12 protein-coding genes are annotated in these 14,511 nt (G+C 70.9%); 7 read left to right on the forward strand and 5 right to left on the reverse strand.

Translation table 11 applies throughout. The features are described from left to right. Positions 1-243: 243 nt before the first annotated feature. Positions 244-1,608 (reverse strand): tetratricopeptide repeat protein, encoded by a 1,365-nt coding sequence (locus tag ACIRST_RS40610; RefSeq protein ID WP_402809451.1) that lies wholly within the window; start codon positions 1,606-1,608, stop codon positions 244-246. A 256-nt stretch (positions 1,609-1,864) separates the two neighbouring features. Here ACIRST_RS40610 and ACIRST_RS40615 point away from each other — a divergent pair, with 256 nt between their 5' ends. The 4 genes from ACIRST_RS40615 (at position 1,865) to ACIRST_RS40630 (ending at position 5,530) form a co-directional block, all read left to right on the forward strand. Further along, a complete protein-coding gene (locus tag ACIRST_RS40615) occupies positions 1,865-2,434 on the forward strand; it encodes an ATP-binding protein (RefSeq protein WP_402809454.1) in 570 nt (189 codons plus the stop codon). Positions 2,435-2,955: 521 nt separating this feature from the next. Further along, positions 2,956-3,906 (forward strand): hypothetical protein, encoded by a 951-nt coding sequence (locus ACIRST_RS40620; RefSeq protein WP_402809457.1) that lies wholly within the window; start codon positions 2,956-2,958, stop codon positions 3,904-3,906. Next, on the forward strand, positions 3,903-4,463 hold the full coding sequence (locus ACIRST_RS40625) for a hypothetical protein (protein WP_402809460.1): 561 nt from the start codon (positions 3,903-3,905) through the stop codon (positions 4,461-4,463). Before ACIRST_RS40620 ends, ACIRST_RS40625 begins: the two co-directional genes overlap by 4 nt. Before the next feature lie 80 nt (positions 4,464-4,543). Next, positions 4,544-5,530, forward strand: a complete 987-nt coding sequence (locus ACIRST_RS40630; RefSeq protein WP_402809463.1) for a LuxR C-terminal-related transcriptional regulator — start codon at positions 4,544-4,546, stop codon at positions 5,528-5,530. A gap of 77 nt (positions 5,531-5,607) precedes the next feature. Here ACIRST_RS40630 and ACIRST_RS40635 read toward each other — a convergent pair whose 3' ends face one another. Next, positions 5,608-7,053: a M14 family zinc carboxypeptidase gene (locus ACIRST_RS40635; protein ID WP_402809466.1), complete on the reverse strand. Its 1,446-nt coding sequence runs from the start codon at positions 7,051-7,053 to the stop codon at positions 5,608-5,610. Between the two features lie 233 nt (positions 7,054-7,286). Here ACIRST_RS40635 and ACIRST_RS40640 point away from each other — a divergent pair, with 233 nt between their 5' ends. After that, entirely contained in the window at positions 7,287-8,423 is a 1,137-nt protein-coding gene (locus tag ACIRST_RS40640) for a HesA/MoeB/ThiF family protein (protein ID WP_402809469.1), read from the forward strand. 148 nt (positions 8,424-8,571) lie between these two features. Here ACIRST_RS40640 and ACIRST_RS40645 read toward each other — a convergent pair whose 3' ends face one another. Continuing rightward, positions 8,572-9,231: a TetR/AcrR family transcriptional regulator gene (locus ACIRST_RS40645; RefSeq protein ID WP_402809471.1), complete on the reverse strand. Its 660-nt coding sequence runs from the start codon at positions 9,229-9,231 to the stop codon at positions 8,572-8,574. Positions 9,232-9,295: 64 nt separating this feature from the next. Between ACIRST_RS40645 and ACIRST_RS40650 the strand changes: the two genes are divergently transcribed. Beyond that, positions 9,296-10,093, forward strand: a complete 798-nt coding sequence (locus ACIRST_RS40650) for a proline hydroxylase (protein ID WP_402809473.1) — start codon at positions 9,296-9,298, stop codon at positions 10,091-10,093. A gap of 23 nt (positions 10,094-10,116) precedes the next feature. Beyond that, on the forward strand, positions 10,117-11,313 hold the full coding sequence (locus tag ACIRST_RS40655; protein WP_402809476.1) for a threonine/serine dehydratase: 1,197 nt from the start codon (positions 10,117-10,119) through the stop codon (positions 11,311-11,313). Between the two features lie 7 nt (positions 11,314-11,320). Here the strand turns inward: ACIRST_RS40655 and ACIRST_RS40660 are convergent, their stop codons facing one another. Then, positions 11,321-13,558: a tyrosine-type recombinase/integrase gene (locus ACIRST_RS40660; RefSeq protein ID WP_402809479.1), complete on the reverse strand. Its 2,238-nt coding sequence runs from the start codon at positions 13,556-13,558 to the stop codon at positions 11,321-11,323. A gap of 203 nt (positions 13,559-13,761) precedes the next feature. Continuing rightward, positions 13,762-14,511 (reverse strand): tyrosine-type recombinase/integrase (locus tag ACIRST_RS40665; protein ID WP_402809481.1); only part of this gene is annotated, 750 nt, incomplete at its 5' end.

The following is a 14,511-nucleotide window of genomic DNA, read 5'->3' on the forward strand; positions in this document are numbered from 1 at the left end:
CGTTGTCCGGCGGCGGAGTGCCCTTCCCCGGATCCGGCGCCGGCTTCGAGTGATCCCCCATGCTGCCCTCCCACATTCGACGGATACGACCGGCTGCCCATCCTGGCCTAGCAGCATGCTGGGCGGTAGACGGCGTGCGGGAGCGCCAACGGGGCGCAGACACAGGGGCACGCCCAGGGGCTGTCATCCGCCGGGACCTGGCTGCCGGCACTCCCGCTCACCGGGCCTGACGGGTGACCAGCGTCAGCCGGCCAGGGCCACTCGCGCGCGTTCGGACAGCGCCGCAGCGCCGCGCACCCCGCGTGCCTGGTAGCGCCGCATCGTGTCGCGCATGGCCTTGATCGACTCGGTGTTCCGTTTCGACGTACTGCCGTTCATCATGTCGAGCGCCTGGCCCCAGGTTGCTACGGCTTCGTCCATGTGGTTCTGCCTGTCGAGGGAGCTGGCCAGCTCGTCCAGGGTCAGGGCATGGATGCGCCGGAACTTCTCCGGGTCGCGGCCGGCCAGGGCTGCGCGACGGTGCTTCTCGGCGTTCTTGTGGTCGCCGAGCTCGGCGAGGGTCTTGCCGGTGTGGGAGCTGATGGTGGCGCCGGCCGGACCGGCTGCCAGAGCGTAGGCCGCGACCGGGTCGGTGCCGCGCGTCAGCGCGTCCTCGGCGGACAGCAGAGCCTCTGCGGCCTTGCTGCCCTGCCTGGTTGCGCCGTACGCGCGGGCGCTCGTGATGAGCAGCATGGCCCGGGTTTGGGCGTCGACGCGGCCGGCGGAGCGGCGTAGTGCTTCCTCTGCGAGGTCGACACAGTGCTGCGGCTGCTTGAGGTTGAGGGCCTGGTGGGCCATGGCCCGGAGCATCCATGCGCCGTGACCGTTGGGGTCGGCGACACAGGCGAGTTGGTAGCCCAGGAGGTAGTAGCGCTGGGCGGCGCCCTCCTGCTGCAGGTCGTGGTGCTTCCAGGCCAGCAGGTAGGCGAGTTCGGCGACGACATTGAACGCGTCGAGGCGTGTCTTCTCGTCCTCGTAGCGGCCGCTGAGCATCGGTGCTGCTGCGTCGGTGAGGTAGAAGGTGGCGGCGGTCAGGCCGTGGCCGCCGCCGAGCTGTTCGTCGGCGGCGCGGAACACCTGCACGGTGTTGCGGACGGCGGTCACATCCGCGGCGCCGACCCGGGCGCCGGGCCGGCGCGCACGTAGGGTGCGGTCGACTGCCTCGTGGTCGTAGTGCAGGGGCAACGCGAGGGCTGCGGAGACGTAGACGGCTTGTTGGAGGAAGTCACGGCGGTTGATGTCCATCAGGGCCCTCCCCAGGTCGGTGGTGGCGGCGACCGGATCCACCGACAGCTCCGGCATCTCCTGCGGATGCATGTCGCCGAACCCGATCTCGTCCAGTGTGACCAACCGGCCGACGATCTTGCTCAGTGCCTGGGCCAGGTACTCCGCGCTGCGTCCCTTCGGCTGCCGTTGTCCGCTGCACCACATGGAGACAGTGGACTTTTGTGTGCGGACCCCGAGATCGTTGTTGAGTACGGCTTGTTCGCGGTGCGCGCGCGCCACGATCTCCAACTTCAAGCCGTAGGCGTTGATGAGCCGCTGAAGTGCAGTATCGGACGACGACATGAGTCCCACCCCAGTCCTGGCTGTGAACCGCTGTGAACCTTGTGAACCACTTTCTGTGCTGCTGACTGTACCGAGAGATACCACTTGGGTGTTGAACTGATCAGGCACCTCGGCGCGAGCCCAACGTACCGTCAACCATGCATGATGACAGGCGTGTTGGGTTGGCTCGGCTGAGACATCCCGCCCCCGGCGGGGTCGAGGTGCCCGCCTTCGGGGCGCCGGTCAGGCCGCTCTGAAGGGACCCACCAACCCCCGAGTGAGTAAGGCGCCCTTCATGGAGCCGAGATCACGCACCACCACAGCGAAGTTCCCCGCCGAACGGGCGCGGATCCGCGAGCTCCGGCAGTGGGCCAGGAACGCCGTGTCCGGGTTCGGCATCGAGCTGGACCCCGATCGACACCGCACTCTCGCTGACACCGTCGCGCTCGTGCTCTCCGAGCTCGGCACCAACGCGGTGCTCCACGGCTGTGGAGGTGACCGGCCGGACATCGAGTTGACCGCTCGCCTGCACGTCACGATCGGCACTCTGAGGATGTCCATCACCGATCCCAGCCACGGACGGCCTGAGCTGCGTACCGCGGGCGACGACGCAACCAGCGGCCGCGGCTTGCAGCTCGTTGCCGGTCACACGCGGCGGTGGGGCGTCGAATCCGGGCCCTCCGGCAAAACCGTCTGGGCGGAGATGGACCTTCCGGACACGGTCACCAGTGACCGGGTCGGTCAGACCATCGCGATGCTCCGCGCGGCGGCCGCGTTCCCGGAACTCCGGCCCCGGCCAGCAGTTGGCACGCTTCGGATCCTGGCCCCTGACCGGATACCGGCGTGACCGTACCCCCGTAGACATCCGGTGACGGCCGACGCCTGCGCGTTCGGCCGTCACCGGGCACCAGAACACCCGCCACCGGAGGCAGACCCCGGCGGCGGGCAGCGGAAGAGCACCCGTCTCGTCGGGGGACGGCCATGCTCACCGCGCTTCGGGCCACCTTCCCAACGTCCTCCGGGGGCGGGCGGCCCGGAGCACCCGCGGGCTCTCGTGGAGGTGGGCCCGCAACGGGGCCGTCCCTGATCCGGACGGCCCGGTGCGGGCCAGGCCCTCCGTACAGGGCCGGGCCCGCACCTCCGAGGCAGCCCGCTCCTGGGGAGAAGCGGGCGCGCTGCGGTGAGGGCGGCATACCCCCGCTCGCCCGCACCGCAGCACACCCGGACGCCGTCGTGCTGGAGCGCCGTCGTCCATCACCGGCCCGTGCCGCCCAGCACGGTGCCGCCGGTCTGGGACAGCCCCCTCGGGAGGGCGCTGTCCCAGACCACGCCCTGTCCACCCACTCCGTCACAATCGAGGACTGCGCCGTGAGCGTCGGATCGCGTACCACCCAGCTGCTCCAGCGGACGAGCCAAGCCCGCAGACAGCTGCTCACGGCCTCCTACTCCGCCCTGACACAGGCCTGCGAGCTCACCGCCGACGACCCCCAGGACGCCGAGCTGGTGACCGACCGGCCCGTCCCCGTCTGGTCGCTGCCCCGCTCGCGCTCCACGCTCGCCCTGGTCCACCCGGACCCGGACAGCGCCTGGGCGCTCCTGCGGGACGCCCACCTGCTGCGGGAACACCGGGTGGCCGTCGCCGGACCCTGGTACGACACCGTCCGCGTGGCCGGCGGCCACGGCGTCACCTTCTGGACCGACCCCGGAGCGCGCAGCGGCGACCCGACGCTGAGCGCGTGGGTGACGGCCAGCGTCCACCGGATCGACCCCGGCAGCCACAGCGCGCTGCCGCAGCACGACCCGTTCGCCGGGCTGCTGGACGGCCTGGACGACGCCCCGCTGGACGACGCCGGCCGCCGGTTCCTGCGCGAGCGCGCCACGCTGCTGCACCATGAGTGGGACGCAATCGACTGGCCTACGCCCCCCACCGTCATCCTCGGCGACCGTGCGATGGCGCCGGTGCATGACGACGGCACCCACACCCGCCTGGCCCTGCGGCACCCGCTGTGGCGCGGGCACCGGGAGTGGGACCTGGTCGCCGCCCGCTGGCGCTCGGAACTCCTGACGGGACACCGCGTGGACCACCAGGCCTACGCCGATACCTACCTCGGCTACGAGCAGGGGTCCACCATCCCGGCCCACGCCTACATCGGGGCCTGGCCTGGCTACCAGGTCGTGCGCGACATCGTCGTGCTTGCCGCCGTGATCGACACCGTACGCCGCGCCCACCTCGACGCCAGCACCCGCCAGCAGGCCGTCCACCAGATCAGTTGCCTGCGCGGTGCCCACCCGAGGCCGTGGACCTGGGGGCAGCGATGAGGACCGCACACCCTGCCGAGGTGCGCCTGCCGGTGGTCCAGGAACCGCGGATGCGCCGGTGCGGCCACTACATGGCCGACTTCACTCGCGAGGAGGCCCGGGCGCTCAGCCACTTGGTCCTGGACCGCAACGCGATCCAGATCGCCGACGCCATCAACTACTCGCCGGAGCGGCGGACCGCCCAGCCGGTGACGCCGACGATGGTGCGCGACTGGCTGAACTCGCTGCGGGTGAAGACCGGCGTGCGGACCCGGGCGCAGCTCGTGGACGTGGCGTGCCGGGCCAAACTGCTCCTGCCGCCCCGGGCCGTGCTGACCCAGCCGCTCCGAGCGTCAGCCGTGAAGACGTTCCAGCTCGCCGCCCTGGGACACACCAGCCACCGAATCGCCGCAATCCAGGGCATCTCCCGGTTCACGGTCGGCTCCCACCTGAAGGACATCCGGTACCGGATGCGCACCCGCGGGACCCCGGCCGCGGTCTACCGGCTCCACGGAGTGCCCGGCGTCCTGGACAGCACCCCGATCTGCCTGGTCTGCGCAAAGGGCGGCCCGCGGTGACCGACGCACCGGAGACCCGGCCGGACGACGGCGGGACCGTACACGGGGACCCTTGCCCGGCCTGCGGCCGGCGCCTCGCCTTGACCGAGCGCCAGCACCTGTCCCTGGTCCGGACCGCGGGCGGGAGCACCATCGCCGAGACCGGAGCCCACCTCGGCCTGGCCGCGAGCACCGTCGAAGCCGCCCTGGCCCGAGCACGCCGTACGGCCGGCGCCCGCAACCTCGCGCACCTCGCCGCGATAGGCGTGCGCGCCGGCCTCGTGCCGCTCCACGTCCCCCGCCACAGCCCCGGCTCGCTCACTGCGCGCCGGCTGGAGGTCATGGCCCAGTTCGCCGAGGGCCTGACCACCTACCAGGTCGCCGCCGCCCTCGGGATCACGCCCAGCACGGTCAGCGGCACCCAGACGATCGTCTACCGGCAGCTCGGCGTCACCACCCTGCCGGCCGCCATCACGATGCTCTGCTCCCTCGGCCAACTGAACCGCAGCCCGTACTGCACCAGGGCCGCGTGCGTGGCCACCCGGCAGCAGCAGGCACCGGCCGGTCCGCAGGGGGCCCGGGACGCAGCGCTGCGCTGGGCCGAAGGCCTCGCCGAAGCGGCCCGGGAGCGCGCCGAACATCAGCGGCTGGGACGCCAGCTCGCCCACGTCACGGCCCAGCTGGCCGGCAGCCGCGCCGAGCTGGAAACGATGCTGCAGCAGGTCCAGCGGGCCGGCGAGGAGGCGCAGGCGGTCAGGCAGATCTGGGCGGAGACCTTCGAGCTCCGCCGCCAGGTCCGCGACCTGGCCGCTGCGGTCCGGCCCGCGGTCGACACGGCGCAAGATGCCCACCGCCTTGCCACCTCGACCCGTACGGCCGTGGAGGAGACCCTGCAGGCGGCCAAGTCCCTCATCCCAGCCTTCCACGACCTGGAGGCCGGACGCCGGGAGCTCGCCGCCGGGTGGCGCGCGCTGGACGCCGCCCGGGCCCAGACGGCGCCGGGCCAGGCCGAGGACGGCACCCTGCCCGTCCGGGTCCCGGGCCGGGCGGCGATCCCTGCAGAGGCACGGCCGTGGCGCCGCACCTGACTGCCGGTCCGGGCGCGGTGGCGGCCGCCGCCCGGACCGGACACCTACCAGGCGAGCGCGGCAGCCGGACCAGGCACCTACCGGGCGAGCGCGGCAGCCGCGAGCGCCGCGCAGGCCTGCACCGCCACCAGGCTCCGCAACGCAATCGGCGTGGTGCGCAGCTGCCGCTGGCTCCGTTCGGCCCGCTCGTACAGGAGCTTCTCCAGCCGGGCGCGGGCGGCCAGGACGGCCGGGGTGGGCGGCGAGTCTTCGGTGGCGCGGACTGCCATGCCGGCCGTGCGCAGCGTCAGCATGACGCGGCTGTAGTGCGCTTCGGCCAGGTCGGCGCCCGGCACGCGCGCGGTGGCGTCGGCGCGCTCGTGCCAGGAGCGGACGATCGTGTCGGTGACGGCGAGGGTGTCGACGGCTGCGCGGGCGAACACCCCGTTCGGCGGTGCGGCCTGGTCCAGCAGGTGCCGTACCTCGGCGGCCTCCCCGGCCAGCGCCCCGGCCAGGACGCCGAGCGCGACCGGCGGCGACGTCTCGAAGACGGTGCCGGTGCGCCAGCGGGGGACCTCGGGCAGCAGGGTCAGCGTGCCGTGCCGGGACGCGTAGTGCGACAGGTGGGCGCCGTACGCCGGCGCCTGCTGCTCGTGGTCACGGATCACCAGGTCCTGCACCGGCGGCATCCCGTACACCCCGGGGCCGAGGACCGGCCAGCCGACGACGTCGCCCGGCGCCGCGTCCGCCACCGGCAGGCCCTGACGGGCCGCGACCGCGGCGAGCTGCCCGGCCAGGCCCGGCACGTCGTGGCTCGCCACGAAGAAGGGGGCACCGAACTCGGAGTTGTGCAGCGACACGGCGACGAACGGTTCCAGCTCGTCCACCAGGTCCGCCAGCGCCTCCTGCTCCGGCAGCCCGAACCGGTGGACTTCCTCCCCCCACGGAGTCGGGAAAGTCCATTCCGGCTGCTCCGCCATCGCCGGACGGTAGAAATACCGGTGCGCGATGTGCAGGTCGACCGGTCGGTTCGTCCATTCCGAATTCAGGGCCGCCCCGTCCGGGTCCACGCACGGCAGGAAATGCCACGACACCCCGTCACGCAGTTCCGGCCGCTCTGCCACCAGACCCGCCAGGAACGCGATCGTCGCATACCCGACCGGCTCGTTCGGATGCGGGCCGCCGACCACCAGCACAGACCGCCGCCCCGACCCCACCGACAGCACATGCAGCGGCCTGCCCTCCCGTGACCTGCCGATCTGCCGCATCCGGCACAGCCCAGGCTCGCGCCGGGCCAGATCGCGCAGCCCCGCCACCAGCTCCTCCACCGACGGCACCAGCTCCGCCCCGGACACCATCCCAGCCCAGCCAGCCAGCCGCTCACCGAGACCCGAAAGGACCACCGCCACCACACACACCCCTTCTTCGAAACCGGACCGAAAAACAGTCGGACCGGAATTGAATGCCGCCCGGAAAATGCACAGAAAAATACCATGGAGAATCCCCGGGAAACCCTTCCATGGGTGTCCGGCAAATGCTTCCATGGTCCCGGCGATAACGCCATAACCCCAACCGGTGAACAACAGGGAGACCCCTATGAACGAGAACACCACCGCAGTCGCTGACCCGCAGCCCGAGGAGGAGGACACCGGGCTGCGCCCGGCCGCCGACTCCGAGCTGCTGGGCCTGACCGTCTCCGGCAACTAGCGCACCGACACAAGGCTGCGGGCCCGGCCCTGTGCCGGGCCCGCTCCGCCCCCGACCCCCAGGAGCCGAGATGGGCACCCCCCGCCTGCGCACCGAGCACCAGCTGAGCATCCGCCCCGACGGCCGTCTGCAGATCGGCGCCCTCCCGGGGATCGCGAGCATCCTGCCCGACCCCGACGGTTGGCGACTGCCGCTGCTGCGCCTGCTGGACGGCACCCGCACCACCGCCGAGGTCCTGCGCGCCATGGAGACCACCCACCCTGACGTGCCGTATGCCCGCATCGGCGACCTGCTCACGGACCTCATCCAGGCCGGGCACCTGCAGGACTCGGCCACCGCCAAGCCGCCCGCCGAACTCAACCCCGAGGCCGTCCAGCGCCGCCAGCGCACCACCGAGTACCTGGAGATGATCGACCGGAACCCCGGCCGCAGCGGCTGGGACCTCCAGCACATCCTGACCCGGTCCGTGGTCACCGTCGTCGGTGCCGGCGGCACCGGCCTGGTCGCCGCGGCCGCCCTCGCCGGAGCCGGGATCGGCCGCCTGGTCCTGGCCGACCCCGACCGCGTCGAGGCCTCGAACCTCTCCCGGCAGCACCTCTACACCACCGCCGACATCGGCCGCCCCAAGGTCGACGCCGCGTTCGAGCGGCTGGCAGAGCGCCATCCCGGCCTCGACGTCGTCGCGATCCCAGAGCAGGTCACCCTCCAGGCCCAGTTCGCGCGCCTGATGCGCGGCTGCGACCTGCTCATCTGCGCCGCCGACGAACCCGACGGCCTGCGCCTGACCGCCAACCGGGCCGCCCTCGACACCGGCTGCCCCTGGGTCGACCCCGGCTACCACGGCCCCGTCATCAGCACCACCCTCTTCGCCCCAGGCGGGGACCTGCCGTGCTGGGAGTGCCTGCGCCACGGCGACGCCCTCGCCCACGGCCTGCCCGGCATCCACGCCGACGTACCGCCCGCCGCCCTGCCCCGCACGATCGGACACCCCGTCACCGCCATCACCGCAGGCCTGGCCGGGCACTACGCCGCCCACGCCGCGATCACCCACCTCACCGGCACCCGCGAGTTCGCGCCCTCCACCGTCCACCGGCACAGCCTCATCGCCCCCGCCGGCCAGCCGCTCGCGCCCATCACCTACCCCCGCAACCCCCACTGCCCTTCCTGCAGCACGAGCACGACCACCACACGAACCGAGACACCATGAATGTGCAGGGCCCGGCACCGCTCGCCGAGGGCGTGGACGGCCCGGACAACCGGGCCGCGCCCTGCTGATCGCTGCTCGGGCTCCGGTTCGTACCTCTATCCTCCGAGAGCCATGGATCAGCGTGGGCCACGCGAGGTATCCGCCGCAGTTACCCCTGCGAGGCGGTCCGGGGGGCCGGGGCGACGGCGCGCACGAGTTCGGTCAGGGCGCCGTAATACACATCGTGGTCGACCACCGTGGCCACCACCGTCTCCAGGTGCCCAGTCAGTGCCGGGAACTCCTCCGGGTCCAGCGCCGCCAGCGCCTGCCGGGTGAGAAGCTGGGCGGCCTTCGGCTCGTGGTGGTCCACGAAGGACGCGGCCCCGAGGGTGAGCAGGTACAGCCGCCGGTAGACGGCGATGGCCTCTTTGGGGCTCATTCCGGCGGCCAGGGAGTCGGCGAGCTGGGGCTCCACCAGGCGCCTGAGCAGTTGCGGGCTCATCCACGGCCGGGCGCCGCGCAGCGCCACCAGGCCCGGATGCGCCGTCAGCACCTCGTACAGGGCTCGGAACCGCCGCTCGGTTGCCTCCGCCCACGCGGTACCCGGCTCGATCTCCGGCAGCCGGGCGGCCAGGTGGTCGGTGACCAGGTCGAGCAGCCCCGCGAGGCTGGTGCAGCGGCGCTGCAGCGATCCGACCGAGATCTTCAGCTTCGCGGCCAGAGTCCGGAAGGTCAGGCCTCCGGGGCCGTCCTGATCAACGATCAGAAGCGCGGCCTCCGCGATCCGTTGCGGTGTCGCGCGATCAAGTGCAGCAGATTGTCCAGGCATGCGATACAGCGTACGATACGCCGTATCGCTACGCCAGGCTCATACAACCTCTCGAAGGGTGACCATGACCAGCACAGCGCTCGACCCCCTGTTCGTCGCCACCGACAGCGACACCTTCACCGAACGCCACCTCGCCAACCTCATCGCCGGCACCCGCGCGGCCGTCCGAGTCCCCCACTTCCTCACCCCCACCGAGTGCCAGGCCGCCATGGCCGCGCTCGACCGCCTCCCCACCGCGGACTACGACCCCACCCGTGTCCCCACCCCGATCGTCCGCTTCGGCCCGGCCCTCAACGACTACCGCACCCCCGGCGCCACCCTCGACACCAGCCGCTACTGGCCCGCCGCCGACAACGCCCGCCAGGCCTGGCAGCACGCCGCACTGCGCCCCGACCCGATCGCGATAGCTCTCGGCCGGCTCGGATCCGCGTGGGGCGCCGCCGTCCTGCCGGCCACCATCGGAGGCCGCCCCGTCTTCGGCGGCACCCTGAGGGAGATCAACGCCGGGGCCCTGATCCACTACGACGACATCGCCCGCGAGTTCCCGTCCGGCCTGTTCGACCAGGAGGTCGTCGCCCAGCTCGCCTTCAACGTCTGGGTCACCGCCCCGTCCGGCGGCGGAGCGACCACCGTGTGGCGCCACCGGTGGGAGCCCGCCGACGAACAGCACCGCCAGGCCTACGGCTACCGGCCCGAGGCCGTCGAGCACGCCCAGCCCGTCAGCCTCACCCCCCAGTCCGGCGATGCCCTGCTGTTCAACCCCGCCAACTTCCACGCCGTCGAACCGAACACCGGCCGCCGCATCGCCTTCGCGTTCTTCCTCGGCCTGACCACCGCCGGCCAGCTCATCGCCTGGTCGTGACCCACTCCCACAGGAGCAGCACCGTGCACCAACTCGACTACGGCGACGTCAAGGCGGCCGCCGAGCGGATCTCCGGCCGCGTGCGCCCTGTCGCCCTGGCTCAGGTCGACCAGGGCGCCATCCGCACCGCTCACCGCGACCCCCTGGACGACCGGCCCACCGACCAGTGCCAGGTCTGGCTGGGGCTGGAGTTCATGCAGCACACCGGCAGCTTCAAGGCCCGCGGCGCGCAGAACTTCCTGCTCGGCCACGCCGAGGCCGGAACCCTGCCGGACACCGGGATCACGATCGCCTCCGGCGGCAACGCCGGCCTCGCCTGCGCCTGGGCAGCCCAGCAGCACGGTGTCCCCGCGACCGTGTTCCTGCCCACCACGGCCCCCGCGGTCAAGGTCGACAAGCTCCGCGCCTACGGAGCCGACGTCCGCCTGGTCGGCACCGAGTACGCCGAAGCGCTGGGCGCCTGCGAGCAGTTCGCAGCGGCGACCGGCGCGCTCGCCTCCCACGCCTACGACCACCCGCTCATCGCCGCCGGCGCCGGAACCCTCCTGGAGGAGCTCCACCAGCAGATCCCCGGCCTGGACACCGTCGTCGTCGCCGTCGGCGGCGGAGGCCTCTTCGCCGGAGTGGCCGCCGCCGCCCGCCACCACGGCATCCGCGTCGTGGCCGTCGAGCCCGAGAACTGCCGTGCGCTGAACGCCGCGCTGACCGCCGGACACCCGGTCGACGTCACCGTCGACTCCGTCGCCGCGGACTCCCTCGGCGCGCGCCGCGCCTCCGCGATGGCCCTGCGCGCCGCCCAGCAGGACACGGTGCACTCCGTCCTGGTTTCGGACACCGAGATCATCAAGGCCCGTCAAGCCCTGTGGGACCACCGCGGCGTCGCCGTCGAACACGGCGCCTTCTCTGAACAACCCACTCCGAGGCCCGCTACCCCGCATGACCTGGTCAGCTCGGTCCTGGTGACCGACGCCGAGATCATCGCCGCCCGCCGGGCATTGTGGGATCACCGCCGGATCGTGGTCGAGCATGGGGCGGCGGCGGCTTTGGCAGCGCTGCTCGCGGAGCCGAAGTATGACGCCCGGTGGGACATGCCGCGTCGAGTGGGTGACTTCGTGCCCAGTCGTGGCTATCGGCCCGGAAGCGGAGAGAAGGTGTGTGTGGTCTTGTGCGGGGCCAATACCGATCCGAGCGATCTGATTTCGGCGGCCAGCACGGAGTGAGGCCCCGTCAATGCTGCGCTGAGCGGACCGTGATCTGATCGAGCCTCGGGATTCCAAGGAAAACAGGGGATTCTTTCTTCTCCTGCCTGGCGTCGAGCTGCATGATCTTCTCTTCGGCGGCATCGCGACTGACGCAGAGCCCTTCGACCTCACCGAGCCATCCCTCACGTTCCGCCTCGGCAATGCGACTGTTGAGGTTGTCGCGGATCTCCTCAAGTCGATTCCTTTCGGCTGGGTCAACGATAAGAACGGGACATCTGACGCAGGCGTGCTCGTGAGCGCAGTCGGTTCCGTAGGCACGTCCGCATTCTCCCAGGGCCAGCTTGCGTCTTTCGAAGTGCCCGAGGAATTCCTGCCACTCTTCTGGTGTGACGGCGCGATATTCCTCGGGCGGTCGGAGGCTGCGGCGACGGGCTATGAATGCGCGGTGAGCCTCGATGGCATCGGTTGGGTAGATCGCTGCGTAGCCCATCGTTGTGCCGATGTGGCCGTGACCTGCTATGACCTGCGCCAGGTGCGGTGGGAAGCCGTTAAGGATGGCGTCGGTGATGAAGATTCTTCGGAAGTCATGGGGTTGGAACTGGAGGGGCTTGCCGGTTTTGTCCACCAGTCCTGTCGCTGCGAGAGCCTCGTCTAGCCCTCTGCGGATGACATTGACCGATATCGGCCGGTTTTCGCCGCTGACGGCCCACTGGTAGAGGATTGGCATGGGTGGGTTCCATATCTTCTCGCCCATGTCATAGGTCTGGATTGACGGCACTTTCCCGCTGGCCCCGCGAACCCGGCTGATTACTGCACTGAGGACGTCTGCGAGTTCCGGGCTCACAAGCAAAAGGCGCTCTTGGTCAGTTTTCGACGGGGCAATTTGCAGGAGCGGGATGACTTCGCCGGTGGAGGGAAGACGGTAGCTGATGATGCTGTGATGGCCGAGCTCCAGGAGCTCTTCGATTCTGATGCCCGTGAATCGCAGGATCTCAATGCTTGCCCAGGTCCAGAAAGCGCGCTTCTCGTCTGGGCGGATCTTGCGCCATGCTCCTGTGGCATCAACAGCATCGGATGCTCTTCCGTCAGGGCGGCTTGTGGTTGACGGCAGGGTGAGGGTTTCACCCAGGACCGTGATGGTCGAGCCGAGTGGGGCGGCGTCGAGGGCGGCAAGGCGTGCGGTCGCTTCCTTGAGGCGGCGCTCGGCTCCGCGGACCAGGACCGGCACGGCCGGGAGGCGCTCTCGGGTCCGCTCATGCGACCTGGCCTTCTGTTCCTGCTCTGTCTTCCTGACCGCGCAGTCGGCCTCGCTGATCGGGCATGGGGCAGCCCAGACTCCCCAGCGTTCGGGCTCGCCGAGTGCCCAGTGGGCGATGTCGAGGTAGAACGCCCGTACTGCCAGTTTGATGCTCGGGGCACTGATTCGGCGGGCGGTGACCTCGCTGAATGTTCCGTCGGGTCGGCGCGTGCGGACGACCTTGAGCGATATGCGGGCCTTCCAGCCGTCGCTGATCTGTGCCGCGATGTGGAGGCTGTCAATGCCGGGGTGATGTCGTTCGAGGTCGCTCCAGAACGAGCCGGCGAGGTGGGAGGACAGTTGCCGCAGGGTGTTGTAGTCCAGTGCCGGCTGTCGTTCGGTGAGGTAGGCGACGAGGAGATCGCGCATCGGCTTGCACCGCAGGTCGTATCGGTCGACGAGGGCGGCGGGGCTGAGCTGGCCGGATCGGTTTGCGATCCCGGCGAGGGTGGCGGGGGCATCCGGAGGAAAGTGACCTCGGTCGCGGAGCCAGACGTAGGCGAGGCGAACGGCCGAGGCGCTGGCGCGTCGCGCGTGCTGCAGCATCTTCAGCAGGTCACCGACGACGATGTCCTCGATGCGTCCTCCGTGGGCGGCGAGGAGTCTGGCGAGCGCCGTCAGAGCTTCCGCTCGCCTCGTGGCCAACTCATGTGCCGGGATGCTGGCTTGGAGCTGGGCGAAGCCTTCGGGGTCGCGCGCGCGGACCATGGCGTTCCGCAGGTTGCTTGACGGGTTCTCGACCAGCCAGGTCATGCTGGGCCGGATGACGTCCGCGCAGACCAGCGTCAGCAGAGCCGAGCCGAGAGCGCCGTCGTCCGGCCGCCTGCCGTGGCTCTCCCCCCATGCCCGGGGATGATCGAACCAGCGTTGACGAGCTGCTGCCGCCGGGCTGGCGTCCCAGCGCTGCTGCCAGGTGTCGCCTGGGAATGTCTCCAGCCAGGCCAGCAGGAAGCGGGCAGCGACCATGCGCAACTTCTGCGTGCTCGCATTCCCAGCCCGAAGAGGTGGCTCCTGGAGGCGGTCCAAGACGGCCTCCCGGGTCGCCGCGGTGGCCGGCCAGGTGACGGGCATGGCCCGCGGCGGGAAGGCCCGCAACAGGGACGCCTCTTCCTCACCGGCCGTCCCCCTGGGGGCTCGCCTCGCGGGCGCTGCGGCCAATAGGAGCGTGCTCACGCGGGTGGACCTCCGAACAGGATGCTGAGGGAATCGGGGTTGTAGGCCGGTGACGGCGGCGCGGGCGGATCCTGGCGCTTCTCCTGCTGGCGGGCGTGGTGCGCGAGCCCGGCTGCGATGACGTCGTCCCTGGTGGGACGGTTGTAAATGTCCAACGTCGAAAGGCACTTGTGGCCAAGGATGTGCTGGACATAGACGGGCGGCATGTCCGGATCGTCGAGCATCAGGAAGGTGGCGGTATGGCGTAGGTCATGGAGGGTCCAGTTGGCGCCCAGGAGCTCGTTGGCGCGGTTGAACATGGCCCGGGCCGCGTCGTAGTTCAGCGGCCGCCAGGGGCGGCGCAGGGTCCACCAGAGCGGCTGCTTGCGACCGCGCGGAACTCCCTTTCGCCAGGCTTCTTCCTGGTAGAGACGCAGCCAGACGAACGCGTCGGGTGTGGCGGGCAGTTCCTGGTAGTCGCGTGTGCCCTTGCGGATCACACCGATGGTCTGCTGGCCGACTACCGCATCGCCCTGGTTGGCGGTGAGGAGTTCCTCCGAGCGGGCACCGGTGGCGATCCAGAAGGCGAGCAGGGCCCGGTCGCGGTGCGAGCGGAGGCCGGCGAAGACCTCGGCGTACTTGTCATCGGGGATGCGCCGCGGGATCCGTTTGGGGATCTTGGGCCTGTATAGGCCGGTGCGGTGATTCTTGTATGGCTTCTCGGGGTTGTGGTGCCCGTTCGCTCGTGACGACCGGCGGTTACGCAC

Origin of the sequence: Kitasatospora sp. NPDC101447 (assembly GCF_044767225.1) — a bacterium.
Lineage (GTDB): Bacteria > Actinomycetota > Actinomycetes > Streptomycetales > Streptomycetaceae > Kitasatospora.